Raw genomic sequence first — 25285 nt, forward strand, 5'->3', positions numbered from 1 at the left:
GGTGGAAGCCATCGTTAGCGAGCGCGATCGGCTGCTGGGCCCTGTGGTCTTGATCCGTACTGCAAGGCTTCCGGGCCTACCATCCCAACTCACACATACATCGTGGCAGGTTAGGCGAGAGGCATCTCGATCCGGCAACGCACTCCACCCGCGGCCAGCTCGTACTCGGTCCGGGCCTGCAGTGCGTAGGTGAGCGCCCGTTCGATCAGCTCGCGGCCATAGCCGCGCCGTGTCACCTTGTCTGGCTGCACATCCACACCGGTCTCGATCCAGCTCAAAGCGACCCGGTTCTCACCGTCGACGCTCTGGAGCCGCTTCCAAGTGACGGACAGCTGCCCCGCATCGCTCTTCAAAGCGCCGTACTTGACAGCGTTCGTGGTCAACTCGTGCAGAGCGAGCGCGAAGTTCTGCACCTGCTCTGAGGACAGCTGCACCTTAGGACCCGAGATAGTGATGCGCGTAGTCGTACTGTCCGCATAGGCGGCAAGTTCAGCGCTTACCAAGGCGCCAACATCGACGGTGTCATTGCCAGACTGACTCAGCAGCGCCTGGGCACGGCTGAGCGCCTTCAGCCGTGTAGTGAAGCTCTCGACCGGTGAACCCCGGGCGATGGTTCGGTTCACAAGGGCGGTGACCACACTGAGGAGATTACGCGAGCGGTGTTGCAACTCCTTGACCAGCACCTCCTGCCTTGCCTGCGAGCTGCGCAAGTCGTCGATGTCCATAGCTGCACCGAACCACTCGACGAGTTGGCCTTGGGAGTCGGTGATCGGCGTCTGCCGAACTAGGAACCAACGATATGAGCCGTCCCTGCCACGGATACGGTGCTGCACGTCCACCGGTCTTCCCTCGGCATGACCCGTACGGAAAGCCTCGCGGGTTATAGCCCCATCGTCGGGATGGATGGCGTCAAGCCAGCCGCCGCTCTGCGACTGTTCCAGGCTCTGACCGGTGTAGTCGAGCCAGGGTTGGTTCGAGGAGATGTGCATCCCGGTCGCATCTGAGCGCCACAGCAGAACCGGAACAAGGCTGGCTAGAGCCCGAAACCGTGCCTCACTGTCGCGCAGTGCCTCGTCGATCTTGCGCCGCTCGGTGACGTCCTGACCGATCTTGAGGAAGCCGCGTAATGAGCCGTCGGCGGCGCGCAGCGCGTTGGTCATTCCCTCGATGAACACACGTGAGCCGTCATTGCGCACATGCCAGCGTACGTTTGGAGCCGAGCCCTCTCGATAAGCGGCTTCGGTTTCCTTTGCGTCCTCGCCTGCCGCTCGGTCTTCTGGCGTGAACAGGATAGCCGCGGGCTGTCCGATAGCCTCCTCAACCGTCCAGCCGAACACAGCTTCCGCACCAGGGTACCAGTCCGTAATCCGGTCCTGTGGATCGGTGGTGAGGATCGCGTAGTCACGCGCATTCTCGACCACGAGCCGGAAGCGCTCCTCGGTGGAACGCAGTGTGCCCACCTTCTGCAGGCGATCGATCACCGGCCGCAGGATGGTAGCGTAGGTGCGCAGGAAGGTGATGTCCTCGTCACCGAAGTCGCGTGGCTCTGTCGCGTCTACCTGCAGCAGACCGTAGGCTTCACCGCCGGGCATACGGACTGGCACGTTGACCAGTGCGACTACACCAGCCTTCTTCATGAACTCGGGAATCTCGAAGCGCTCCTCCTGGCTGATGTCTCGCGTGACGACAGGCTTGCCCTGGTTGATCGCGAAGGTCTCGGAAGATTGCTCGTGCATAGGCAGGCGTAGATGCCCGACCACCTCGGGATCCCAGCCGACGCCCGCCCGCACGAACAAGGACTGCCCGTTCTCCTGGATCTCCAAGACCTTGGCACGGCCTGTGCCGAGTGCCTCTCCGACGAGCCTGCAGGCTTCGGTGAGCACCTCGTCGAGGTCCTCGCTACGCAGGGTGAACTCGCCGAAGTCGGCCAGCACCTGCTGCCGCTTCATCATCTGGTCGTAATCTGGCATACCAGCCCCTCGCCCTCTGAGCGAACGCACGCTCATCGATAAGGAACCACGATTCAGATCGAAGGTGCGCTCGGCTTTCGTCAGCACCCTTTCGTTCTTGTCATATCGAAGGGCTTTTCAGAGGCGCGAGCGGGCTTGACGGCTACATCCGCTTTGCTGCGCTGCCGCTCGAAAGCAGACTGACGCGAGTCCACCCGTTCCGGTCAAAGATCTTCTTCCGCCAAGTTGCCGGGAAGAAGGCCTTCCAAGAGTCTGCAAAGAGCGAAAAACTGCTGTCCGTAAGCTGGATGACGAACGTCAGGATCGCACCGGTTGCGGACATTTACGGTCGCCGCACAGCACGCAAGCAGCCCTTGTGATCCAGCCAACCACAGACGCATCGCTGATTGAGAGACCGGAACGCCAACCGCATGCCGCCGGGCGAGGTTGCGGGGAGCCCCAGCGAATGGAGCGGGGTCGCGAGCCCGATCCCGTTCACGCGGCGCGAACGCATCGCCGAGGCGCTGGATCTCAATCCGGCGCGGCTGTTCGAGCCGGGCCCGGTCTACCTGCCCGCCGAGGAACGACGCTTCCTCGAAGGCTTCCACAGCCTGCAGGCGAGCGAGCAGGCAGCACTGCGCGAGCTGGTTGGCATGCGCACGTTCGCTGGAGAGCGCCCGTCATGCTGAACCCTGCTGATCTCACCGCCACTGATTGGGACAAGCTCTCGCCGGGCTGTTGGCGCTCTCCGCGCGCCGCGCGCTGGCCGGCCGCCAGGGCGAGCGGATGCAGCAGCAGCAGTTCGCCCCGGCCGGCGCGGACGAGCACCGCGTCGCGCCGCACAGCTTCCCAGCTGTCGAGGAAGACCTCGGCGAGAAGGAGTGGGAGTCGGCGCTCCTCGCTCAGACGGCACACGCACTGGCGCAGGTCCGGCGCTTCGTGGCCGACGAGAAAAGCAACCAGCCAGCACTCACAGCCTCGGCGGCCGACTCGCGGAGCCCCGCGGCCCAAGGCCTCATCGCCCGCGCTTTCGCCGCCCTCACATCCTCCCGCAATGGAGAGGCAGCGTGAAGCGGGCTCGTCGTCGACCGCTTCGCGGAGGGCCGAGCATCATCCTTCGGCTGCGTCGTCCTTTTCCGGCTCGAGAGCTCCGTCCGAGAGCTTCTGAGCCTCGGCCGCCTGCTCAACGGCCGGTGCGTGCCGATCGCTCGGGAGTGGAACGGCTCGTGGGTCAGTTGCCCCGTACTGGATCACGGCGAGATCGTCGGTTCGATTGGTCGTGTCGGTCATGCGTCACCTCTGCTTGGCCAACTCAGCCGCCAGCGCAGGGTTGCGCGGCACGTGCATTCGGAACTCGCCGCATGAACCCCCCACTTCGAAGAGGCGGGAGCGTCCCCTCATCGTCGACTGCTTTGCGGGAGACCTAACGCTGGGCAAGCTTCTGGGCCTGTGCCGTAATCCGGTCCTTGCGGAGGCGAGCAGCATCGACAGCCCTGCGGTCTACCGGAACTCTACCGACGATTCTGGACAGGTCTATATTGTCCCAGGGCCGAAGGCTCTTTTCGGGCACGTCAGTTGTCTGTTGTTGTGGCTGGATCGTCATGGCGTCGTACTCCGCCGGGCGGCTGGAAATATTCCGCTGCCCAATGGGACTAATTCAGCCAGCAACGATCGGTTTCAGAAGGCGGCTGTTCCTGCCCGATACCGTACGAATCCCCACGCGCGACCTGGCCGCCTCAGCGGAGCCCTTCCAGGTGGAGAAGATTGTTCCAGTCCAGGCGAGCCCCTTTCAAAAGATGAGGGATGCATCGCGAACATGTCAGAAACGGAATGCGAACTCTGTCCGCACACCTCAGACATCTCTGACAGAGATGGGACGGCATGACGGACGGGTCTGTTCAACCTTCAACACGTCCTGACGCCGAGCGAGCACTGTCGGCTGTGTAGCGGCACCCAGGGGAAGGGCAACACCGCGATGCCCGGCATCAGTCCGACGGGCGAAACCTGCAGCACCAGCAACCGCTTGGTGCGGATGCGGCTCGCCAAGGTTTACCGGAGGTGCGGGCTGATGGAGCGGCACTGGACCGGCGGGAAGGGCATCGACGATCTCGCGACGGCGCCGGCCTGCGGGAACTGGAAGGTGATCAAGGATCCGCCGGCTAAGGCAGCACCGAAGAGAGCCGCCCTCACCACGCTCGCCCGTGCGGCCACGCCAAGGGAGGGGCAAGCTGATGGCTGATGTAGAGACGCTGAAGGGGCTGCTGGAGCGGGTGCGGAAGGCTGATCTGCCGAACCGCGATCTGGACGGGGACCTCTGGGAGAGCACCGTCGGCAAGGTCTGGCGCTATCCGCTGAGCGGCCCCTGGGTCGATACCCCGCACTATCCCGTGCCCTGCATCACCGCATCCATCGACGCCGCACGCACCGCTCACGCTAAGGCGCTGCCGAACTTACGGATGGACGGAGAAACCGTGCGGCAGTCCTTCAGGAGAGACCACGGCAGAGATGATCAGCGATCTCGGCTGGATTTTGATCGGTCTGGCCAAGCCGGTGCTCGACGATGTGACTGGCGCCGAGGTCGAGGCGGCGGCCATCCTTGCCGGTGATCTCGCGAAGATGCTGTGCGACGGAAGCTTCCAGGGCAAGCTATGCGGTGCGAGGCCATGTTCGCTGGTGCCGATTGGGCTACGGAGGCGAGTTTCCCAACTCTCTTGACGCTGGCCGAGCTGGACATCGAGGAGATTGCCCGCCGGCCCGACGATCTACGGGACGTCGCGTGGGCGCTCACCGACCCGCATTGCCTATCCGGTGAAGCGTGGGGGGAAATTCATCTTGGCACCCCCGATCCGTCCCCAACCTGGATCCGCTACTGGATCGCTGGCGCAATGGAAGAATTCCGCCTCAGCTTCGCGAAAGGGCGCGCCGGGCCCCCGCGTGAGGTCACCACATGAACGACCCACGCGGCCGGGCCTACAAAGGCGGCCTGACGAGGCTCGCTCGCGGGAAACTCACCGTGGGCGCTTTCCACCGCGACTCCGAGAGGATTGTGGAGCTCCGGCTTCACGACGCCCGCGGCCGGACGCAGGAGGCGGTGCTAAGCCTCCCGCAGGCCCGTGAAGCACTGCGGCACCTTTCGGGTGCCGTGGCAGCCCTCGAAGCTCTCGCCCGCCACGACGGGTCGCCCTGTAGCTCCGCGCCTCGTGAGGGTGCGGCAGAGTACCAGACCGATGAACAAGCCGCCTGATCCGCGCGCGCGAACGGTGCGTGCAGAGGAGGAAGCACGGCTGACACACCTGAAATTCGAATTGCTGGAGGTGGCCAGCACCGACGAACGCCTCAAGCCGGGCGAGTTTCGGTTTTTCTCGCGCCTGCTCAAACACCTCGACAAAAAAAACCTGGACGGCACGCGTCAGCGATGAACGCATGGGTGCCGAGGTACCGAGGTGCGGGGATAGCTCAGTCTGCAATTCGCACCGGAAGGCGCTCGCGAGACATGAGTGGCTTACCTATGAGCCGGGCAGCGGCAAGAAGGCGACGCTCTACCGCTTTCCATACAAGCCGCCGGATGAAGCGGTCATGAAACTCTACGCCCGGCAGCGGGCACTTTCCGAACGCAGAGAGGAGAACGGTTTTAGACCGAATTGCTCGGATCCAGACCTGGGCGGCGGACCAACCCAGAGGTGGGCCACGAACCAACCCAGGGGTGGGCGGCGGCCTAACCCCGGGGTGGGCGGTGGCCCAGGGATTCCCTGTATACCTTCCCTAGATCATTCCCAGGAGGATCCTTCGTACCAAGAGGAAGGCTTAGGTATCTGCTCGGTCTGTGAAGAGCAGGCAATCGTTATGGCGGACGACGGATGGCCCTACTGCGAGAGATGCCTTGTCGGACCCGGCTTGCGCTACGGGCGTTCGGAAGCCGTCCCAGCCGCTTCCGAGGATAATGATTAGGTTTCGTCGAGGCTATTTCCAGGATCGAGTAAGTTCCCCGAGCGCGGCGTGCCTGCCCGGTGATCGTAGCCGCGCCATGTCCCGTGCTCGGCGGCGGAGAAGGGCCAGCAGGCACGGTCGCACCGGTCCTGATTTCGAGACACCACAGAGCGCCAGAGCCCGCCAGCTATCCACCTTAGCGGCAGAGCCCGAAGAAGCCGGCGCGGCCCTGGTGAGGCTGCCAGAGCCACCAGGACGGCAAGGCGAAACCCGATCAATAGAGCCTCACCCCGAAAACCGAAAGCCACGCTCTGTTAAGCCACGTGTTACGGCCAGGGTCGTAGGCGGCGAGATGGGCACCGGTGAGGGCGGCGCTACGGGCCCGCTGCTTGCGCTGAGTTTCGCAGTCTAGCACCTCGCCCGGCGCCAGCATGTGCAAGCCACGCACGGCCTGATCGGCGGCCTCCTTCCCGTAAAGCCTAACCCATTCGTCGGCATGCATCTCCAGCACGCGGGTGCGGGCAATCCAGAAACTATCCCCGCACGAAACCCGACGGTTCACGTCCTCGATAGCCTCCATGAGGAGGGACTGAGCGCAACTGCGGATAGATGGATCAACATAAATTCTGGCCATCACTCCTCCTGCGCACAATCCTATCGCCGTCTGGGATATGAGCAACAAAACATTGCCTATCAAAATATAATTTTTAGACTTGGTGGGATCAGTATTGTTATTATCAAGTGTGCAGAGAGGCGTTGCTATGCCCCTTGGCTCACATGGGGGGTGGGGGCTAGCTTTAACGGAGGGCAAAACTTGGAGGGGACCGCGTGGGGCGTCTTTTCTGCGCGGGCGAGCGAAAAAAAATTCGAGTGCAGTCCGATCATCTGCAATCTGCGCCCGTATCATATACCGGGCAAAGCCGACCAAGCGGCATGCGAACTCCTGACCCCTTCCGGACCTTCGGCATCACACATCTGAAAGTCCGCTTCAGGTCATGAAGGGGACGTCTCCGTCGCGTTCGCGAAAAAGTCTCGGCAGCTCTCATGCGCACTCAAAACGCATGCAGCCAGTGAATGAAAGCTTCCTTATTTCGGGGGATCCGGCCGTCCCTGCGGCCACCTTATCACAATGCAAGACGATCCAAGTCGCCGACTCATTTAAAGCCAGCCCCTTCCAAATGTAACGGAGCAGAACCCCCTTATTTTAATAACTTGTATGCCTTGGACGACGGTCACCTAGCTCAGTCCACTTCATGACGGCACGGATGGCTGCGGCATGGTGTGGAGCGGGCGCACCGCGTGCTGAGGACCGGCGGAGAGGCGGCCGAGTTGGGCGTCGATCCGCCGGTACGTCGCAAGTGCCTGTCCGACGATCTGGTCCATGTTGTAGTAACGGTAGGTGGCGAGCCGGCCGACGAACCAGACATCAGGCTGTGCCTGGGCAAGCCGCTCGTAGCGTTTGAACAGGGTTTGGTTCTCGGGCCTCGGCACGGGGTAGTAGGGATCGCCCTCGGCGCTCGGATATTCGTAGGTCAAAGAAGTCCGCGGGTGCTCCTGGCCGGTCAGGTACTTGTACTCGGTGATGCGGGTATAGGCCTCGCTCTGCGGATAGTTCACCACCGCCACCGGTTGGTGCTGGTGAGTGTCGAGCGTCGTGTGCACGAAACGCAAGGAGCGGTAGGGCAGCCGGCCGAAGCGGAAATCGAAATACTCGTCGATGGCGCCGGTATAGATCAGCCGCCGGTGGGGGATGAACTCGCGCAGGCTGCGGAATTCAGCGTTGGTCATCACGCTGATGTTGGGATGCGCCAGCATTCGCTCGAACATCCGCGTGTAGCCCTGGGCCGGCATGGCCTGGAACCTGTCGGTGAAGTAGCGATCGTCGCGGTTCGTGCGGGTGGGCACCCGTGCCGTTACCTGCCGGTCGAGTTCGGAAGGGTCGAGTCCCCATTGCTTGCGCGTGTAGCCGCGAAAGAACTTTTCGTAGAGTTCCCGGCCGATGGCTGAGACGACGACGTCCTCGGAGGTCCGGATCTCCGCGACCGGTTTGGCGCGGGCGGCGAACCATGCTGGGAGTTCGTCCGAGGTAAGGGAAAGGCCGTAGAGGCGGTTGATCGTGTCGAGATTGATTGGGATCGGCACCAGCATTCCGTCCACCATCGCCAGAACCCGGTGCTCGTAGGGCCGCCACGCCGTGAACTGCGACAGGTAGTCGACGACACTGTCGGCGTTGGTGTGGAAGATGTGCGGCCCGTACTGATGGATGAGGATACCCGCCTCATCGAGCCTATCGTACGCGTTGCCGCCGACATGGTGGCGCCGGTCGATAACGAGGACGCGTTCACCGCGCTGGCTCGCCAGCCGCTCCGCAAGCACGCTGCCAGCAAATCCGGCGCCGACGAGCAGCCAATCGTACATGGATCCCGACCTCCGGGGTTGCAGGGATGAGGCTCAGACCGCTGTGGTGGCCGGTTGCAGGAGGGGAGCCGCCAAGGCTCCGCTGCGGCGCTGGGCCTCCGACATGAGCGCCTGCATCGCGGCCCAGGTCCGGTCCCAGGAATGAGTCGCAAGGCGCTGGTCGACCGCTTCGAGCCAAGCGTCCTTTGGCTGGAATAGAAGCGCCTCGGCGGAGAGGACGACGGCTTCCGGCGTCTCGGCGACAGCGACCAAGCCTGCCTCTCCGTAGTCCCGCAGCACGTCGACGATGGGCGTGGAGACGACCCGCAGCCCGGCGGCCAGGAATTCGGGGGTCTTGGTTGGGCTGATGAACCGTGTCGCCTCGTTCAAGGCGAAGGGCATCAGGCCGAGATCCCAGTGGCGCAGGTAGTCCGGCAGTTCGGCGTAGGTCTTCGGCCCGAGCCAGTGGATGTTCGGCCGCTGCGGCAGGCTGGCTGGATCGATCTTCACCACCGGGCCGATCATCACGAAGTGCCAGTCCGGCCGCAGATCGGCGACGGCAGCCAGAAGATCGCGGTCGAGACGCTCGTCGATGACGCCGAAGAATCCGAGGCGCGGCCGCGGGATCACCGCCTGATCCGGCGGATCGGAGCGGTCGCTCAGTCGAGCCGCGCGGAAATGTTCGGCATCCACCGAGGAGGGAAAGCAGTGGATGTTGGCGTGCGTCCCGCGCTTGGCCTCGTAGAGGCTGCGCCCGCCGGTGAAGACAAGGTCGGCCTGACCGATCAGGTCCGCCTCCTGGACGATCAGGTCCGGTGACGCGCCGCGGAAAGCCGACAGCTCATCCATGTTGTCGTAGACGGTCAGATCGCGCGGCAGGTCTCCCGACAGGCTGACCGCGGCCGGCGTGTAGTACCAGAAGATCCGCGCCGCGTTCGGGCGATCGCGAAGAAGCGCCGGGATCAACCGGGCCTGGGCACGGTTGGCGACGTAGGACTGCGCCTGCGCGAGAACCGGAACGGCGACCGTGACGCCGGGCGCGACCGACTGGAGGCGCAGATGATCGGTCCCGGCAACCTCACCGGCCGGCTCCTCCACGAAGATTACGTCGAAATACCGTGCGGCGCGGCTCATCAGGTGCTGCGGACGCTGCCAGACGAAGCCCCATCGCAGATGGGAGAAGCAGATCAGCAATGGTCGAGGGCCGTCCGTGGGTTTCAACTCAGTAAAAGCGGCCTCGATGAGATTTCCGCTGCCGCGGTCAGGAAGCGAGCGGTCCGCATTGGCGAAGCCTGTGACGATGCGCGACTCTTCCACCCTCGGCCTCCACCTGATGCGATCAAGACGGATGGAGAACCCGAGCATAGAAGCAATGTTCTAAATGTGAGGAAAAAATTTTCCCAATTTCATCCAAGATATACATAGGTTTTAGATTTTCAAAACATATGTTCGTTACTGGTTTATGAATATATGCATACGATCGGATCGTGATTACTTGATGTTAGCTCGTGCGATGGGAACGCGCGAGCCCGCCGGGAATTACGACGTGACCAACCTGCCTGTGAGGGGCGAAGAGTCGAGGCAATGCTGGAATTGTGGGGCGGTATCGAATGCAGCGTCGTCCGCATCCGTGACCGCTTTCGCGATCAGGTGGCGGAAACGGGACATCGGGACCGGCCGGAGGATCTCGACGCCGTCGCACGTCTCGGCATCCGGACGCTGCGTTTCCCGATCCTGTGGGAGAGCATCGCGCCCGACGATCCCGACACCTGCGACTGGTCCTGGCACGACGCCCGCCTGGCGCGCCTTGACCGTCTCGGCATCCGGCCAATCGCAGGGCTGACCCATCACGGCAGCGGCCCGCGCTACACCAGCCTGCTCGATCCTGCCTATCCGGACCTCCTTGCCCGCCATGCCCGGCGGGTCGCGGAGCGCTGCCCGCAGATCCGGGATTTCACTCCGGTGAACGAGCCGCTGACCACGGCGCGCTTCTCGGGCCTCTACGGCCATTGGTTTCCGCACCATCGCGACGAGGCGAGCTTCCTGCGCATGGTGGTCAACCAGTGCCGCGCGACCCAGGAGGCGATGCGGGCGATCCGCACCGTCCGGCCGGATGCCCGCCTGATCCAGACCGAGGATATCGGCAGAACCTTCAGCACGCCGCTCTTGGCCGAGCAGGCCGAGTACGAGAACGGACGGCGCTGGCTCAGCCTCGATCTCCTGTGCGGACGGGTGGACCGAAGCCACCCCTGGTTCGTGCGTCTCCTCGCACACGGCATCGACAGCCGCATTCTCGACGCGCTCCGCGACGAGGCCGCTCCCGACCTGATCGGCGTCAACCATTACCTCACGAGCGAACGCTACCTCGACCAGAAGAGCAAGACCTATCCGCCCTGGCTTCGCGGCGGGAACGGGCGGCGGCGCTATGCGGACGCGGAAGCCGTGCGGATCCCCCATCTCACTGGGCTGACCGGACCGCGGGCCCGCCTCGCGGAGGTTTGGGAGCGCTACGGAAGGCCGCTTGCCGTCACCGAGGTCCACCACGGCTGCACCCGCGACGAGCAGCTGCGCTGGTTCGCCGAGGTCTGGGAGGCGGCTGGGGCGCTGAACCAAGCCGGTGTGCCCGTGCAGGCCGTCACCCTGTGGTCGCTGTTCGGCGCGGTCGATTGGAACTCTCTGCTGCTGCGCCGTGACGGCCATTACGAACCTGGCGCCTACGACATCCGGGCGCCGCGGCCGCGCCTCACCGCCCTCGGCCGGGCGGCGCAGGAGCTGACGGCGTCCGGGCGGATGTCGCATCCGGTGCTGGCCTCGCCGGGCTGGTGGCGCCGCCCCGAGCGGGCCTACCTCCCCGAGCCGACGGAGCCCGCCCCGCGCCCTGCGCTGGATGCGTCGGTCATCGTCCTTGAGGGAGCGGGCGCCTACGGCGGGGTGATCGCGGGCCTGTGCGAGGGACGGGGCATGGCGACGCTCCAGATCGAGGCGAGCGCTCTTCCAGAGGCTCTGGTGCAGGCGCGGCCCTGGGCAGTGATCGATGCTACGAGCCTGCCGCGGGCCGCAACCGCCAAGCGCTTTCCCGGCGGCTCGTTCCGGGCCGACATCCGGATGGGCGAGGCGGTGGCGCGGCTCTGCGCGCGGGCCGGCCTGCCGCTCCTCGCCTTCTCCTCGGATCTCGTCTTCGACGGGCGTGAGGAGCGGCCTGCTTGCGAGAGCGACCCAGTCCGGCCTAGCGGCCTCTACGGTGCGAGCGAGGCCGAGCGCGAGGCCCGCATCCTCGGTGCCCACCCGTTAGCCCTCATCGTGCGCACGAGCGCGGTGTTCGGCTTGCCCGAGGGGGACGACGCGGCCGGACGGCTTCTCGCGTCTCCGGACGGTGCCGGAGGTCGGCTGTGCGTCGGCCGGGAGATCGTCTCGCCTGCCTATCTGCCCGACTTCGCCCACGCCGCGCTCGACCTCCTCGTCGATGGCGAGACGGGGATCTGGCACCTCACCCACCCGGAGGCGGTGACCTGGGAAGAGTTCGCGCGGCGGCTGGCGGCGGCGGCCGGCCTGCCCGATCCCGTCCTGACCGTGCTGCGCCTGGTGGATCGGCGCAACACCGCCCTCGCGAGCGAGCGCGGAGGCCTGATGCCGCCGCTCGATTGCGCCATCACCCGCTTCATCACCGCGCCGCGCCGCCCGCCCGCACCGGCCGAGCTCGCCGCCGAATGATCAGACCCGTGCCGATGACCGATGCTCCGATCCGAGGCCTGTTCCTGGGCGGCTTCGAGTGCTCCACCCATCGCCGCTCGGACGGGCGGCGCCTCGATGTCCTCGCGGCCACGGGCCATGACCGCCACGCGCTGCTCGATTACCGCGCTTTGAGTCGCCACGGCCTCGCCGCCGCCCGCGACGGGTTGCGCTGGCACCGGATCGAAACGCAGCCGGGCCGCTACGACTGGTCGAGCGCCCTGCCGATGCTGCGGGCGGCGCGGGAAGCCGGAATACAGGTGATCTGGGACCTGTGCCATTACGGCTGGCCCGACGATCTCGACATCTGGTCGGAGGACTTCATCACCCGCTTCGCCGCCTTCGCGGCGGAAGCGGCGAGGCGCATCCGCGAAGTCTCTGGCGCGCCGCCCTTCCTGTGCCCGGTCAACGAAATCTCTTACTGGGCCTGGGCCGGCGGCGAGGTCGGCCGAATCGGACCCCTGGCCTGCGGGCAGGGGCCGGTCCTGAAGCGCCAACTCGTGCGCGCCGCCCTCGCCGCGATCAGGGCCGTCCGCGCGGTCGATCCCGAGGCCCGCTTCCTCCATGCCGAGCCGGCGATCCATGTCGCCGACGGCGCCGCTCCCGAGGGGGCCGCCGCCTATCGCGAGGTTCAGTACGAGGCGCTTGACATGATTGGCGGGCGACGGGCGGCGGAACTCGTCGGCCATCCATCGGCGCTCGATCTCATCGGCCTCAACTTCTATCCCGACAACCAGTGGGTCCATGGCGGCGGCACGATCCCGCTCGGCCACCACGCCTACCGCCCGTTCCGCTCTATGCTGGCGGAGGCCCATGCTCGCTACGGCCGCCCGCTCCTCGTGGCCGAGACCGGCGCGGAGGGGACCGCCAAGGCGGCGTGGCTGCACTACGTCTGCGCCGAGGTGCGGGCGGCGCAGACGCAGGGCGTGCCGATCCTCGGCATCTGCCTCTATCCCATCCTCGACTATCCGGGCTGGGAGAACGAGCGCCCCTGCGCCGTTGGCCTGTTTTCCGCCCCCGACCAGGACGGCACCCGCCGGCTCGACGAGCCCCTGGCTGCCGAACTCCGCGAGCAGCAGGCGCGGTTCGCCCGCATCGACGAGGAGGATGCCCGTGGCGCAGCCTGACCGGGACGCGACCCCGAGTGCGGAGGCCCCGGGATCTGCGGAGGAGCCCTCGCATCTCGCCAGTGGCGGACGCTTCATCCTGCACCACATGCTGGCTTGGCGCGGCCACTTCGCCGCGCTGCTCCTGCTCGTCGTCACCTCGGCCGCCTGCGGTGTCGGCCAGCAATACGGCCTGAAGCTCCTCGTCGATGCCATCGCCGGACCGCCCTCGCTCAATGGCGCCGTCCTGTTCGCCCTCGGCCTGTTCCTCGTCCTTATCGCCCTGGAGGCGGCCCTGGCGCGCCTCACCGGGTGGCTTGCTTGCCGCACGACCGTCGGCGTCGGCGTCGATCTGCGCATCGAACTGTTCGAGCACCTCGAACGTCAGTCGATGCACTATTTTGCCGAGAATCTCGCCGGCTCGCTCGGCCAGCGCATCACCGCCACCGCCGGCAATTTCGGGGCGCTCGTCAACACCTTCGTCTGGCGCATCGTCCCGCCCATCGTCGATGTCGCCGGGGCGGTGATCATCTTCGGCAGCGTCGACGGGCTCCTCACCCTGGCGCTCGTAGCCATGATCCTGACCGTCACCGCCGGACTGATCGGCTTCGGCGTGCGCGGCCGGCCGATCCACCGGGCCTATTCGGGTCAGGCGGCGGTGATTGCGGGCGACCTCGTCGACACCATCGCCAACATGTGGACCGTGAAGGCGTTCTCCGCCCGCGTCCGCGAGCGTGACCGCCTCGGTGCGGGCTTCCGCATCGAGGCGGCGGCGCAGCGCCGGAGCTGGCTTTACCTGGAGAAGGCCCGGCTTATCCATGACATCGCGCTGTGGGTACTCGCCGCAGGCATCCTCGCCTGGACGCTGGTGCTGTGGGGCCGCGGCAGCGCCAGTGCCGGCAGCGTCGTCGTGGTGGCGAGCCTGACGCTGCGCATCCTCCACTCCTCGAAGGACATGGCGCTCTCCCTGGTCGACGTCGCGCAGCAATTCGGCTTCATCGAGGAGACGCTCTCGGTGATCGCCAAGCCCTGTACCGTGCGGGACGTATCCGGCGCACCGGCCCTTGTACCGCGGGGCGGGCAGATCGAATTGCGGGATGTATCCTTCGGCTACCGGCCGGGGCACCCGGCGCTCGACAGCGTCACGCTGTCGATCCCGGCCGGCCAGAAGGTCGGCATCGTCGGGCCTTCGGGCGCGGGCAAGTCGACGCTGGTGCACCTGCTCCAGCGCCTCTACGACGTCGATCGCGGCGAGATCCGCATCGACGGACAGCCGATCGCCGGCGTGCGCCAGGATTCGCTGCGCGACGCGCTCGCGGTGGTGTCGCAGGAGATCGGGCTGCTGCACCGCTCGGTGATGGACAATATCCGCTTCGCACGGCCCGAGGCAGACGACGAGACGGTGTTCGCGGTGGCGCGCGCCGCCGCCTGCGACGGCTTCGTGCGCCATCTGCCGGAGGGCTACGACACCATCGTCGGCGAGCGCGGCACGCGGCTCTCGGGCGGCCAGCGCCAGCGGATCGGCATCGCCCGCGCGCTCCTCAAGCAGGCCCCGATCCTGCTCCTCGACGAGGCGACCTCGGCGCTCGACACCGAGACCGAGATGGCGATCCAGGCGGCCATCGTTCGTCTGATGCGCGAGCGCACGGTGATCGCGGTGGCGCATCGCCTGTCGACGCTCACCGCCTTCGACCGCATTCTCGTCGTCAGCGACGGGCGCATCGTCGAGGACGGGACGGTGAGGCAGCTACGGCAGGCGGGTGGCCTCTTCGAGGAGATGTGGCGTCTACAGGCAGAAGGGTTGTCCGACGAGAGTGTGATGGACGCGGCCTGATGCGAGCAATTGCAGCTTTGGCGGCTGCTTCAGCCCTAAGCGCAGGGCAGCCCGCAATTCGTCCGATCATCATCTTCGCTTGTTCACGGGGCCAATCGGATATCGATCGATATCGTCGAGCCGGCGGTCATGGGCGCGTCGTGCTCTGCGGCTCCTCCGGAAGGGTCCGGCTCGGGATGCTGACGAAGTAGAGAGTAAAGCCGATCAGGGCCAAGGCCAGCAGTGCGGCGCCAATCATACCGAAGCGGTTTGTGCGGATGCGCGGGGGCTGCGGTTGTGTCATTGTATCTCCTGCTTATTTTGGGTTCTTTTCCATGATCAGGACCCTTTGACCGACACGGAATGAGCGCGTGGTGTCTTGAGGATCCCGAGATAAAACTGGCGCGCGTTTGCGATTTAGAGCATCGTCCCGAAAGGTGGCCACCGGCTTTCGGAAAGAGACGATGCTCTAGAAGATCGAGGCACGATCACGCCAAGCTTCGACGATGCGGCCGCACACCTATGGTGATCGAGATAGCCCGAGCGGCTCCGGCGTGGGTGCGATGAACGAAACGCGATGACGTTCATGCCGGAATAGCAACGCCACCAGCGCACTGGTTCCGGTGCGTCATCAAACAATATTCTGTTGTGCCGTACTCGCGCACTGCCGGAGGCTCGCGATCGGCGACGTTATCTAACCGATGACTGTTTGGCACAACACGAAAGCGTTTCGTGAAACAGGGAGCTGGAACTCGCGCGATCACCCGGACTTCTCCGGTCAATCCGCACAAATTCAGCGCATTCACGGGTCACACCTATGCAATACGAACATGATCCTGACCGCTGTGCTTGCCCGCCAGTGCTAGAACGAGCAGGGCCAGCCCCCGTCTGCGCCCGTGACGATGGACGCGGAGCGCCCCCGGTGGCAGAGCCGCCGGCCCGGACCGATACGAAGCGGATGCTGCCGCGCGGTCGAGTCGTTCCGCCACCCAAGGATTTCGAGGGCTTCGGCTCCTTCTCCACGTAAACCTCTCAGGGAACCGGAGAAGGTCCGCCGATCCACCCTACCGAACAGCGATCCAGGGGCGACGCCGGATCGTCATTGATCGCGAACAAGGGTGCCGTTCTCTGATTCAGGCTGCCCGGACCGGGCGTCCCCGAAGCGGCTGGTCCTGTGGTTCCGACAGCAAGACAGGCGAATGATCGGCACCCGGCTGCACGCATTCAGCGACTACGTGATCCTAGCCACCATCGCTCTGCTCGGCCAAGCGCCCGGGCGCGGCCCCGGTACGTGGCGGATCATGGAGGTCGGTCCGCCCTGGCACTTGGCCTACACTTTGGTGACGCGTCACGAGGGCGGTCTCGTGCCCCGCCTCTCGATGCGCACGCACCTGGCGCTCGACGCGCTGAGCGGCCTGACCTTCGTCGGAGCCGGCATCCTGATGCGCCGTGAGCTCATGCGGGACAGGGCTCTGCTCGTCGGCCTCGGCCTCGCCGAACTCGCCCTCAGCAATGACAAGACGGATTCCCGCGGCCGATGACATCGAACGGATGATACGGTCTCCGCTTGATCAAAGCGGGGACCGTATCGCTCAGCCCGCGCGGCGCTTGAGCGAAGCCCAAATCTGCCATCCAGAAGGGATCAGCCGGATTTGGTCTGAGGCGATCGAAGCGCAGCCCGTTTGCCGGGATCGCCGCAACATCATTCACCGACTGAGATGAATGCCGCCGTCATCCGTGGAACACGGATAGTCCCGAGCGGCGGACCCAAGTTGGAGAGACCTGCCTTTGCGTGCAAGCGGCTCTCTCACACGCTGCCGATCCGCGGACGGGCATTTTCGATAATTCGTTCGGTATCGCACAGAAACTTCGATGTTTGGATCAGGTTAGGACGATAGATCCCGCAGCATAGAAGCAGCAAATCATGTCTCAGGTTAAATCAACGCAGCAGGATAAAGCAAGGTTGTCTTTCCTGATGAGCGTTATCTTTTATAACATCCCCGCGGCGTTTCGTGTCGCAGAGGCCAACGGGCTCGGGACGGCGCAGGCCCGTTCACTCTCCAAAGTATCCTGACGACCCATCAGGGCAGGCTCGCGTCGCGGGCCTGCCCTGATGGATTGCTCCTCCATCATCGAATTGGTTGCGATGCTCCACATCCATTTTGGCGCCGGCCGTCTCGGCCTTGGTCTCGTCGTCCCCTTGTTTCAGTCATCCGGCACCGAGAGCATCATTCTCAATCGAGCCGTACCTGCGGCGAACGCGACCGGCAGCCCGGCTCTCGGAGCGAGCCGGCGCAACGAACTCCTGCGTGACCATCCTGAGCGGCGTTACGGGCTGCAAATCCTGGATGGCACAGCGTCGGGCACTCAGCCGATCCGGTACACGGCATTCCACACCTACGACGAAGACGAGGTCGAGGCCCTGACACGGCGGATCGTGGAGGGTTCCGCGGCAAGGCAACGGGGCGTCGTCGTCACCGCATCCGTCCTTAAGCAGGAGAACTATCCGCCCGTAATCGCGTCGCTGAACGCGCTCTCCGAACTTCGGGAGGCCGGGGATCCGGTCGGCCCGATCTTCCTGATCGCTTGCGAGAACACCGTTTCAGCCCAGCATGTTCTGCAGGCTCCCGAATTCGCCGATCGCGTCACGTCCGCGACTCGTAGGCAGGTGTCGCCGGTGGCGGCCCTGGTCGATCGAATGTGCGTCGAACTGGAGGAGGATCGGTCGGACGCCTATCCGACCGTCACGGTGCGCACGGAGCCCTACGCCTCGCTCAAGCTCGCGCTGAGCCCGGAAGTCGAGATCCTACGCGACCTCTGTGCCGGCACGGAGGTCGGATTTAGCCGCCATCTTGAGGTGGAGAAACAGATCAAGGGCTGGCTTCTGAACGGGACGCACTGGCTGATCGCCTTGAGGGCGTTCCAGGCGAGCGGCGGCGACCGCGGAATGAAGCTCAACGAGTTCATCGGCGCCTCGCCAGAGCAGCGCCGACACGCGATCGCGGTGATGGACGAGATGCGCGAGGGCGTCGCCCTGCTGCTGCGACGCGATCCCACCTACGCCGCCTTCGTGCGCGACGTAGAGATCGACGACTATCTCGCGGGCGCCGCCACGGCGATCCTCCAGCGCTTCTTCTCGACCGAGGATCCGATCACCCGCATTCTGGCCCGCTTCCAAGCGCCGCCCGCGGGTGATGCCAGCACCATCGAGGCGTTCAGCCGCCGCTTCGCCGACCGCATCAACGGACCGCTCGGCGCCTACGAGGCAGAGAAGGGCGTGCTGCCGCCCGCCATAAGCCGCGGCCTCCTGAGCCTGCTGCATCTCGTGGAATCGGGAACCTTCATCGATGCCTGCGCACAGTGACGCACTCCGGCACCCCGGAGATCTCAGGGTGCCGGGGGGTCGAGCGCGGGCGAGGCCGCCGAGCCGCGCGGCCGGCGGCTTCACGGCCTATCTCGTCTTCGTCGTCGGCGTGGGGGCGATCGCCGGCTTTCTCTACGGCTACGACACCGGCATCATCTCGGGTGCGCTCCTGTCGATCCGCGAAGAATTCGGCCTCGACCACCGCATGCAGGAGATGACCGCCGCCTCGATCCTCGTCGGCGCGATCGGCGGGGCCTTGGCCGGCGGCTGGCTCACCGAGCGGATCGGCCGGCGGTGGACGGTGACGGCGCTCGCCGTGGTCTATGTTCTCGGGGCTCTGGCCTCGAGCCTCGCCCCGAATGCGTGGCTTCTCATCGGCGCCCGCGTGATCCTGGGGCTCGCGGTCGGGGCCTCCTCGCAGGCCGTTCCCGTCTACGTCGCGGAGCTGGCTCCGGCGGCGCATCGCGGACGCTGCGTGACGATGTTCAACGTGGCGATTGGGCTCGGCATCCTCTCGGCCAATCTCATCGCCTCGGAGTTCCGCGACGCGTGGTCATGGCGCTGGATGATCGGTGCCGCCATTCTCCCGGCCACCCTTCTCTGCGCTGCCACGGCCTTCCTGCCGGAAAGTCCGCGCTGGCTTGTCGGTCGCGACCGGACCGATGCGGCGCGGCGGCAACTCGCCCGCGTCCGGCCCGAGGGGGCCGACATCGATGCCGAGATCGGCGAGATCGAGCGCGTCGTCGAGGCCGAACGGTCGGCCCCCGTGCGGGGCTGGCGCGGCCTGGGGCAATCCTGGCTGCACCCGGCGGTCGTGGCCGCGCTCGGCGTCGCCGCCTTCACGCAGATCACCGGCATCGAAATGATGGTCTACTACGCCCCAACGCTTCTGACGGGCGTCGGCATCGATCACGCCACGGCGCTGCGCTCGACGCTTTGGCTCGGCCTCGTCTACGCCGTGATGACGGCGGTCGGCCTCGTAGTGGTGGACCGCGTCGGCCGCCGCTCCCTCTCCCTTTGGATGCTCCCCGGCGCCGCGGTGAGCCTGTTCGTCCTGGGCGGCCTGCTCTTCTTCGAACTGGCCGGGGGCGAGCGCGCTTGGCCCGTCCTCCTGTGCCTGCTCGCCTACATGTTCTTCAATGCAGGCGGAATCCAGGTCGTCGGCTGGCTCACAGGCTCCGAGATGTATCCGCTCTCGGTGCGGGCTGCCGGAACCAGCGCGCAGGCCACGATGGTCTGGGGCTCCAACCTCGTCGTAACCGCCTCGGCCCTGACCCTCGTTCACAGCCTCGGCACCGGCGCTACCATGGCGCTCTACGGGCTCATGAACGTCCTCGCCTTCCTCTTCGTGCTCCGCTTCGTTCCCGAAACAGCAGGCCGGAGCCTGGAGCAGATTGAGCATTCGCTGCGGGACGGGACCTTCCGCCCCTAAGCGGACGCCAGCGCGATTTGACGCAAGCCTCCAGCCGCAACCAGACCAGCCAATTCAGGTGATCCTCTTGTCAGTTGATCATATTCAAGCGTCCGCGAACCCGACCCTGATCTTCGACTGCGACGGCGTGCTGATCGACAGCGAGATTCTGGTCTGCCGCCTCGTTAGCGAGGAACTCACGGCTCTTGGCCTCCCGCTCTCCGTCCAAGACGTGATCCTGCGCTTCGCCGGGCGGCCGGAGCGGGAGATGATGGCGGAGCTCGAACGCGATTACGGTGGCCCGCTTCCTGAGAGCTTCCTGCCCCGAACACGGACCCGCACCGCGGAATGCTACGCGACCGAGCTGCAAGCCGTCGCGAATGTGGCGGAGGTCCTGCGGCGCCTGCGCGTGCCGTTCTGTGTCGCGTCGAGCAGCGCGCCGCCGAAACTACGACTTGGGCTCGCCATGACCGGGCTGGAGGTGCATTTCGGCGAGAACATCATAAGCGCCGCGTCAGTCATCCGCGGGAAGCCGGCCTCGGACGTTTTTCTATACGCGGCCGGGTGGATGCGGGCCGCCATCCCCGACTGCCTCGTCATCGAGGACAGCGTTCCGGGCGTCACGGCGGCCCGCGCCGCGGGCATTCGCACCTTCGGCTTCACCGGCGGCAGCCACTGCCCGCCCGAGCTCGGCGACCGGCTCCGGGCCGCCGGGGCGGAGGCGGTCTTCGGCGACATGCGTGAGTTGGAACGGCTCGTGCCCTTGGCCTTCACCGAACCACTGGCGGCCTGAAGGCAGGCCTGTCTGCCAGGAACAATCGCCGCACCTCCAGGCGGGAGGGAGCCCCTCCCCACGGCGCCGCGGATCGATGCCTATCGTCAAACACCCCGCTCCACCTCGAAGCGTCAGCGGCGCTGCCATCCCGGCGCCTTCGCAACGCCGCCACCTGCCCGCAAATCTCCCCACTCGCGCCACCCCGATCGACGAGGCTTGCGTCTGTCACCCCAGCCGCGGACCTCTCGATCCATGCCCTTCCTCGAAGCCTGGCCGGCGTTCCTGCGCGCGGCTGCGGCCAGTCTCGACCTGTTCGGCCTGCTCGGCCTCGGCTTCGGCTTCAACACGGGGCTCATGCCACGCCGGCACCTGATCCTGCTGAGTTCGGCCGCTTGCAGCCTCTGCTTCGCCCTTCACTTCCTCCGTCTCGGCTCGCCAACCGGCATGGCGATGAACCTGATCGGGGTTCTGCAATGCCTTCTCGCCGTGCGTTTCGTCGAGGCCCGCGGCCGCCCGGCATGGCTCGACCTCGTCTTCGCCGCTACCTTCCTGCTGGCCGTCGTGCTGACCGTGACGACCTGGAACGGCCTGCCGTCGATCTTCGCCGGTGTCGCCACGCTGGTGTCCACGACGGCGCGGCTGCAATCCTCGCCCCAGACCATGCGGCTTTTGCTGATTGGATCGGCTCTCGGCTGGGCAAGCCACAACGTGATGGTCGGCTCCGCATGCGGCCTGACCTGCGACTGCCTCGGCCTGATCGGCTTCACCGTCGCAGCACTGCGCGAGCAGGGTATCGGCCGGCAGCCGGCACCGCCGCTCAGCTCGCCCTCCTGAGGCGGCGTCCCGCCACGCTCTGACCGCCTGTCGCGCTGGCCCCTTCGCGTCAGGCGGCGCGGATCTGACAGAGCGTCGCCTTCGGCTCCTGCATCCCCGTGACGGGATCGAAGCCGTAGGTGGTCACGGTGTTCACGCTCTCGCCGAGCACGATTGGGTCGGCACCCTGCGGGTAGAAGTCGCGCATGTCCTTCCCCTGGTACCAGCCGGAGAAGTGGAACGGCATGAACGCCACGCCCCGGCCGACGCGGTCGGTCACCAGCGCCTTCACCTTGGTCTTCGAGCTGTTCTCCGCCCCCAGCACCCAGACCCACTGACCGTCCGCGATGCCGCGTGCGGCGGCGTCGCCCGTGTTGATCTCGACGAACATGTCCTGCTGCAGTTCGGCGAGCCACGGGTTCGAGCGGGTCTCCTCGCCGCCGCCCTCGTACTCGACGAGACGGCCGGAGGTCAGGATGATCGGAAAGTCCCGCGCGACGTTCCGCTCGACCGCGGATCGCTGCACCGAGAAGCCGATATTCGGCATCCGGAACTGCCTCTCGTCTGGCCTCGTCGGGTACTTCGCCACGAGCTCGGGCCGCGGCGAGTAGATCGGCTCACGGTGCACCGGCACCGGATCCGGCAGGTTCCAGGCATTCGCCCGCGCCTTGGCGTTGCCATAATGCATGACGCCGTGGTCGAGGCAGACGCGCTGGATGCCGCCCGACAGGTCGGTCGCCCAATTCACGGTATCGACCTTGTCGCCGCCGATCGTCTGGATAATGGCGCGCTCCTCCGGCGTCAGGTCCTTTTCCCAGCCGAGTTTCTTCAACACTGCCATGGTGAACTCAGGGTAGCCGTCGGTCAGGTCAGAACCCTTGGTGTAGGAGTTCTCGGCGAGCAGGGTTTCGCCGTTGCGCTCGGTGCCGAACCGAGCGCGGAAGGTGCCGCCGCCATCCTTCACGTGTATCGCCGTGTTGTAGAGGAGCGCCGAGCCCGGATGGCGAAGCTCCGGCTTGCCCCAGCAAGGCCAGGGCAGACCGTAATAGTCGCCGCCGACCTCCGGATCGTCCTTGGGCGCGCGCAGCGTCACGAGGTCGAACTTATGCTGGTTGCGCATATGCGCCTTCAGCCGCTCCGGCGACTGGCCGCAATAGCCCGTGGACCAGCCGCCGCGGTTGATCTCCCGAAGGATGTCCTCGGCCAGAGGGACGTTGTTCTCAACCGTGATGTTCTTGAACAGGCTCTCGGCGAAGCCGAGCTTCTTGGCCAGGAGGTAGAGGAACTCGTAGTCGTTCTTCGACTCGAAGGCTGGCTTCACGATTTGCTCGCCCCATTGCAGCGAGCGGTTCGAGGCCGTGCGGGAGCCGTCCATCTCCAGCGAGGTGCAGATCGGCAGGAGATAGGTCCCGTCCTTGCGCCCGTCCAAGGCGGCGAAGGTGGTCGGATGCGGGTCCGCGACGACCATCAGCTCCAGCTTGTTCAGGCCCTCCAACGCCTCGGGCAGCCGCGTGACGGTGTTGCCGCCATGGCCCGAGATCATCATGGCCCGGATCGGACTGCGCTGGTCGATCTGTTCCGGCGGCAGGTTCACGGCATCGAACCAGCGGGTCGAGGTGATGCCGGGCGCCTCCATGTTCTCCTTGCGGGTACGGGCCTTGCGGCCGGCCGCCGCCGGCACTTCATCGAAGCGCGATTGCAGCCACTCGTACTCAACCTCCCAGACGCGAGCCCAGTGGCGCCAGCCGCCCTCGACGAGGCCGTAATAGAGCGGCAGCGACGTCACATCGAGGCCGAGATCCGTCGCGCCCTGCACGTTGGTGTGGCCGCGGAAGATGTTGGCACCCGTCCCCGGCTTGCCGACATTGCCGGTGGCCAAGCACAGGATGCACAGTGCCCGGACGTTGGCCGTACCGACCGTGTGCTGGGTGTTGCCCATGCACCAGATCAGGGTGGCCGGTTTCGCCTTCGCCAGCATCTCGGCAACGCGCCGTAACTGGCCGCCCGGCACACCGGAGACGCGCTCGACCTCGTCGGGCGTCCATTTGGCGACTTCCTTGCGCACCTCGTCCATGCCGTAGACGCGCTGGGCGATGAACTCCTTGTCCTCCCAGCCATTCTGGAAGATGTGCCACAGCATCCCCCACGCGATCGGGATGTCGGTGCCGGAGCGGATGCGCACATACTCGGTGGCATGGGCCGCCGTGCGGGTGAAGCGCGGATCGATGACGACGAGATTGGCGCGGTTGATCTCCTTGCCCGACAGGATGTGCTGCATGGAAATCGGGTGCGCCTCGGCCGGGTTGCCGCCGATGATGATCATCGTCTTGGCATTGCGCAGATCGTTGTAGGAGTTGGTCTGGGCGCCGTAGCCCCAGGTGTTGGCCACGCCCGCCACCGTAGTCGAGTGACAGATGCGTGCCTGATGGTCGGTGTTGTTGGTCCCCCAGAACGCGCCGAACTTCCTCAGCAGGTAGGCGGCCTCGTTCGTGTACTTGGCCGAGCCGAGCCAGTAGACCGAATCCGCGCCGTGCTTCTCCCGGATCGCCAGGAGCCGATCGCCGACCTCATCGATTGCTTGATTCCAGGAGATCCGCTTCCACTGCCCACCCTCGAGCTTCATCGGGTATTTCAGGCGGCGCTCGGAGGAGACGAGTTCGCGGATCGCCGCCCCCTTGGCGCAGTGGGTGCCCCGGTTGATCGGACTCGCCCAGGACGGCTCCTGGCCGACCCAGACGCCGTTGACGACCTCGGCCGTGACCGTGCAGCCCACCGAGCAGTGGGTGCATATGTTCTTCCGGATCACGGTGCCAGGTCCGACGGCCGAGGAGCCGGCGGCCTTGGCCTTGCGCACCGCGCCGAGCTGGATGCTCCCGAGGCCGCCGAGACTGCCGGCGGCGAGTCCTGATTGTACCAAGAAGCTTCGGCGGTTGAGCTTGGACGGGGCTTCTTCGGGTGCGATCACCGTGCCCTGTGCAGCGTCGTGGCCACGAGGTCTGTGCTCTGAGTTCTTGCGCTTCGTAAGCATGCAAGCCCGCTCCCATCGATCAAGTCTGATCGAGCCTCGTTCCCAATTCGCCCAAGTCGATTTCGCCCAAGTCGATAGCCGGTGCCGGCCGTGTGGAACGCTGGTCGGGCGAAGTGCCGTCTTCGCGATGCACGGTTTGATCCTCCTGCGCGCAGGCCGGGAAGATCTGCGAATGCGTGACAGAGGAAAGATTGGCGCCCGCCGCAGGTCGACCGTCCGAAGATCACTCTTCGAGTCTAAGAAAGAGCCTCCGTCTCTCGACTGGCCCGTGCGACCGGAAGTGGGTCGCAATTGTGCCGAACTGTCCGGCAACGTCCTCATCTAACGGATGGGATGCAGGCCTGCGACAACATCAGTTACCCCGACGTTCCAATCTTGCCGAAAGATGATGATCTATGTTGTGATTGGGTTGTCGATTTCATGAATTTATCGAGCGAGGCAGATGCATCATTTATTTTATCGATCAGTTATCGATTGAACGATCGGCAACGATGCCGGTTGCGCCGGTGAGCTCTCTATGCTCGTGCTGCTTTGTGTGCTCAGGCGAGTCTCGATGGTCATCATCGAATTTAACCTGTATCAGGCTTAGCTTTATCGCTGATGATCCGCGGCATCTGTAGGATACCGCACGCTGTTTTCGTTGATAACTTGCGTTGTATGCAGTCTCGATTTTTACTCTCAGATAAAGGCGAACGCACGGCAAGACCGGAGAGAGCGATGGAAGCCGCTGATGCCCTCGATCGTGAGACCGTTTTGCTCGCGCAGCTCCTCCTTGGCGAAGGAATCCACGGACGCGATGCCGCCGTGAGCCGCATCATTGAGGATCTCCGCCGGCTTGAAGAGGAGGCAAGCTTCGCAGGTGCGAGCCGGCAAACGTTCCAGAAGATCGCATCCGCCCGGCGCCTGCTGGGCGACAAGGAGCCGATGTCGCTCAAAGGACCTCTCTATCCGGCCAAGCTGAGATGAGGACAGA

22 protein-coding genes are annotated in these 25285 nt (G+C 65.4%); 15 read left to right on the forward strand and 7 right to left on the reverse strand.

Annotation, left to right across the window (positions count from 1 at the left end):
- Window positions 1-110: 110 nt before the first annotated feature.
- A complete protein-coding gene (locus FHU13_RS06460; RefSeq protein ID WP_312889557.1) occupies window positions 111-2057 on the reverse strand; it encodes a PAS domain S-box protein in 1947 nt (648 codons plus the stop codon).
- 323 nt (window positions 2058-2380) lie between these two features.
- On the opposite strand from FHU13_RS06460, the gene FHU13_RS06465 reads away from it, so the two are divergent.
- Together FHU13_RS06465 and FHU13_RS06470 are read left to right on the forward strand one after the other, a co-directional pair.
- The gene (locus FHU13_RS06465; protein WP_246714510.1) at window positions 2381-2638 is read left to right on the forward strand and encodes a hypothetical protein; all 258 of its coding nucleotides are present in this window, start codon (window positions 2381-2383) and stop codon (window positions 2636-2638) included.
- A gap of 25 nt (window positions 2639-2663) precedes the next feature.
- Window positions 2664-3020: a hypothetical protein gene (locus tag FHU13_RS06470; RefSeq protein ID WP_246714511.1), complete on the forward strand. Its 357-nt coding sequence runs from the start codon at window positions 2664-2666 to the stop codon at window positions 3018-3020.
- A gap of 39 nt (window positions 3021-3059) precedes the next feature.
- Here the strand turns inward: FHU13_RS06470 and FHU13_RS06475 are convergent, their stop codons facing one another.
- On the reverse strand, window positions 3060-3239 hold the full coding sequence (locus FHU13_RS06475; RefSeq protein ID WP_183435039.1) for a hypothetical protein: 180 nt from the start codon (window positions 3237-3239) through the stop codon (window positions 3060-3062).
- A gap of 685 nt (window positions 3240-3924) precedes the next feature.
- On the opposite strand from FHU13_RS06475, the gene FHU13_RS27590 reads away from it, so the two are divergent.
- From FHU13_RS27590 to FHU13_RS06495, 4 genes are all read left to right on the forward strand, one after another.
- Window positions 3925-4188 (forward strand): hypothetical protein, encoded by a 264-nt coding sequence (locus FHU13_RS27590; RefSeq protein WP_246714512.1) that lies wholly within the window; start codon window positions 3925-3927, stop codon window positions 4186-4188.
- Window positions 4189-4454: 266 nt separating this feature from the next.
- Window positions 4455-4664, forward strand: a complete 210-nt coding sequence (locus FHU13_RS06485; RefSeq protein WP_183435040.1) for a hypothetical protein — start codon at window positions 4455-4457, stop codon at window positions 4662-4664.
- Window positions 4661-4900 (forward strand): hypothetical protein, encoded by a 240-nt coding sequence (locus tag FHU13_RS06490; RefSeq protein WP_183435041.1) that lies wholly within the window; start codon window positions 4661-4663, stop codon window positions 4898-4900. The genes FHU13_RS06485 and FHU13_RS06490 overlap by 4 nt, the downstream gene beginning before the upstream one ends.
- 276 nt (window positions 4901-5176) lie before the next feature.
- Window positions 5177-5368 carry a hypothetical protein gene (locus FHU13_RS06495; RefSeq protein WP_183435042.1) on the forward strand — a complete coding sequence of 64 codons (192 nt, stop codon included), beginning with the start codon at window positions 5177-5179 and terminating at the stop codon, window positions 5366-5368.
- Window positions 5369-6150: 782 nt separating this feature from the next.
- On the opposite strand, the gene FHU13_RS06500 is transcribed toward FHU13_RS06495, so the two are convergent.
- The 3 genes from FHU13_RS06500 to FHU13_RS06510 form a co-directional block, all read right to left on the reverse strand.
- Entirely contained in the window at window positions 6151-6510 is a 360-nt protein-coding gene (locus tag FHU13_RS06500; RefSeq protein WP_183435043.1) for a hypothetical protein, read from the reverse strand.
- Between the two features lie 617 nt (window positions 6511-7127).
- Window positions 7128-8294 (reverse strand): UDP-galactopyranose mutase, encoded by a 1167-nt coding sequence (glf, locus tag FHU13_RS06505; protein ID WP_183435044.1) that lies wholly within the window; start codon window positions 8292-8294, stop codon window positions 7128-7130.
- A gap of 33 nt (window positions 8295-8327) precedes the next feature.
- Window positions 8328-9590 carry a glycosyltransferase family 1 protein gene (locus FHU13_RS06510; RefSeq protein ID WP_312889558.1) on the reverse strand — a complete coding sequence of 421 codons (1263 nt, stop codon included), beginning with the start codon at window positions 9588-9590 and terminating at the stop codon, window positions 8328-8330.
- Window positions 9591-9857: 267 nt separating this feature from the next.
- On the opposite strand from FHU13_RS06510, the gene FHU13_RS06515 reads away from it, so the two are divergent.
- From FHU13_RS06515 to FHU13_RS06525, 3 genes are read left to right on the forward strand one after another with little or no spacing between them, the layout of a single operon-like run.
- Window positions 9858-11984, forward strand: coding sequence for a family 1 glycosylhydrolase (locus FHU13_RS06515; RefSeq protein WP_183435046.1), 2127 nt, complete (start codon window positions 9858-9860; stop codon window positions 11982-11984).
- 14 nt (window positions 11985-11998) lie between these two features.
- Window positions 11999-13129, forward strand: a complete 1131-nt coding sequence (locus tag FHU13_RS06520) for a beta-glucosidase (protein WP_183435047.1) — start codon at window positions 11999-12001, stop codon at window positions 13127-13129.
- Window positions 13110-14942, forward strand: a complete 1833-nt coding sequence (locus FHU13_RS06525; protein WP_183435048.1) for an ABC transporter ATP-binding protein — start codon at window positions 13110-13112, stop codon at window positions 14940-14942. The genes FHU13_RS06520 and FHU13_RS06525 overlap by 20 nt, the downstream gene beginning before the upstream one ends.
- Before the next feature lie 127 nt (window positions 14943-15069).
- Here the strand turns inward: FHU13_RS06525 and FHU13_RS06530 are convergent, their stop codons facing one another.
- A complete protein-coding gene (locus tag FHU13_RS06530; RefSeq protein ID WP_183435049.1) occupies window positions 15070-15225 on the reverse strand; it encodes a hypothetical protein in 156 nt (51 codons plus the stop codon).
- Between the two features lie 895 nt (window positions 15226-16120).
- Here FHU13_RS06530 and FHU13_RS06535 point away from each other — a divergent pair.
- The 5 genes from FHU13_RS06535 to FHU13_RS06555 all read left to right on the forward strand — a co-directional run bounded on the left by FHU13_RS06535 (window position 16121) and on the right by FHU13_RS06555 (window position 21305).
- Entirely contained in the window at window positions 16121-16462 is a 342-nt protein-coding gene (locus FHU13_RS06535) for a hypothetical protein (protein WP_183435050.1), read from the forward strand.
- A 605-nt stretch (window positions 16463-17067) separates the two neighbouring features.
- Window positions 17068-18285, forward strand: coding sequence for a hypothetical protein (locus FHU13_RS06540; protein ID WP_183435051.1), 1218 nt, complete (start codon window positions 17068-17070; stop codon window positions 18283-18285).
- A 28-nt stretch (window positions 18286-18313) separates the two neighbouring features.
- A complete protein-coding gene (locus FHU13_RS06545; protein ID WP_210287471.1) occupies window positions 18314-19717 on the forward strand; it encodes a sugar porter family MFS transporter in 1404 nt (467 codons plus the stop codon).
- Between the two features lie 67 nt (window positions 19718-19784).
- Entirely contained in the window at window positions 19785-20489 is a 705-nt protein-coding gene (locus tag FHU13_RS06550) for an HAD family phosphatase (protein WP_210287472.1), read from the forward strand.
- A 234-nt stretch (window positions 20490-20723) separates the two neighbouring features.
- Window positions 20724-21305, forward strand: coding sequence for a YgjV family protein (locus FHU13_RS06555; protein WP_183435053.1), 582 nt, complete (start codon window positions 20724-20726; stop codon window positions 21303-21305).
- Window positions 21306-21354: 49 nt separating this feature from the next.
- On the opposite strand, the gene FHU13_RS06560 is transcribed toward FHU13_RS06555, so the two are convergent.
- Window positions 21355-24312: a formate dehydrogenase subunit alpha gene (locus FHU13_RS06560; RefSeq protein WP_246714513.1), complete on the reverse strand. Its 2958-nt coding sequence runs from the start codon at window positions 24310-24312 to the stop codon at window positions 21355-21357.
- Window positions 24313-24912: 600 nt separating this feature from the next.
- Here FHU13_RS06560 and FHU13_RS06565 point away from each other — a divergent pair.
- Complete coding sequence (locus tag FHU13_RS06565) at window positions 24913-25278, forward strand: hypothetical protein (RefSeq protein WP_210287473.1); 366 nt, start codon at window positions 24913-24915, stop codon at window positions 25276-25278.
- Window positions 25279-25285: the final 7 nt, after the last annotated feature.

Source organism: Methylobacterium sp. R2-1 (genome assembly GCF_014191355.1).
Taxonomy (GTDB): domain Bacteria; phylum Pseudomonadota; class Alphaproteobacteria; order Rhizobiales; family Beijerinckiaceae; genus Methylobacterium.

What these genes read in the sequence shown, in the direction of transcription:
- FHU13_RS06540 (WP_183435051.1), top strand. Translation starts at nt 17,068, where the DNA reads ATGCTCCACATCCATTTTGGCGCCGGCCGTCTCGGCCTTGGTCTCGTC.
- FHU13_RS06515 (WP_183435046.1), top strand. Translation starts at nt 9,858, where the DNA reads ATGCTGGAATTGTGGGGCGGTATCGAATGCAGCGTCGTCCGCATCCGT.
- FHU13_RS06485 (WP_183435040.1), top strand. Translation starts at nt 4,455, where the DNA reads ATGATCAGCGATCTCGGCTGGATTTTGATCGGTCTGGCCAAGCCGGTG.
- FHU13_RS27590 (WP_246714512.1), top strand. Translation starts at nt 3,925, where the DNA reads ATGCCCGGCATCAGTCCGACGGGCGAAACCTGCAGCACCAGCAACCGC.
- FHU13_RS06560 (WP_246714513.1), bottom strand. Translation starts at nt 24,312, where the DNA reads ATGCTTACGAAGCGCAAGAACTCAGAGCACAGACCTCGTGGCCACGAC.
- FHU13_RS06535 (WP_183435050.1), top strand. Translation starts at nt 16,121, where the DNA reads ATGATCGGCACCCGGCTGCACGCATTCAGCGACTACGTGATCCTAGCC.
- FHU13_RS06495 (WP_183435042.1), top strand. Translation starts at nt 5,177, where the DNA reads ATGAACAAGCCGCCTGATCCGCGCGCGCGAACGGTGCGTGCAGAGGAG.
- FHU13_RS06475 (WP_183435039.1), bottom strand. Translation starts at nt 3,239, where the DNA reads ATGACCGACACGACCAATCGAACCGACGATCTCGCCGTGATCCAGTAC.
- FHU13_RS06555 (WP_183435053.1), top strand. Translation starts at nt 20,724, where the DNA reads ATGCCCTTCCTCGAAGCCTGGCCGGCGTTCCTGCGCGCGGCTGCGGCC.
- FHU13_RS06530 (WP_183435049.1), bottom strand. Translation starts at nt 15,225, where the DNA reads ATGACACAACCGCAGCCCCCGCGCATCCGCACAAACCGCTTCGGTATG.
- FHU13_RS06565 (WP_210287473.1), top strand. Translation starts at nt 24,913, where the DNA reads ATGATCCGCGGCATCTGTAGGATACCGCACGCTGTTTTCGTTGATAAC.
- FHU13_RS06525 (WP_183435048.1), top strand. Translation starts at nt 13,110, where the DNA reads ATGCCCGTGGCGCAGCCTGACCGGGACGCGACCCCGAGTGCGGAGGCC.
- FHU13_RS06500 (WP_183435043.1), bottom strand. Translation starts at nt 6,510, where the DNA reads ATGGCCAGAATTTATGTTGATCCATCTATCCGCAGTTGCGCTCAGTCC.
- FHU13_RS06465 (WP_246714510.1), top strand. Translation starts at nt 2,381, where the DNA reads ATGCCGCCGGGCGAGGTTGCGGGGAGCCCCAGCGAATGGAGCGGGGTC.
- glf (WP_183435044.1), bottom strand. Translation starts at nt 8,294, where the DNA reads ATGTACGATTGGCTGCTCGTCGGCGCCGGATTTGCTGGCAGCGTGCTT.
- FHU13_RS06520 (WP_183435047.1), top strand. Translation starts at nt 11,999, where the DNA reads ATGACCGATGCTCCGATCCGAGGCCTGTTCCTGGGCGGCTTCGAGTGC.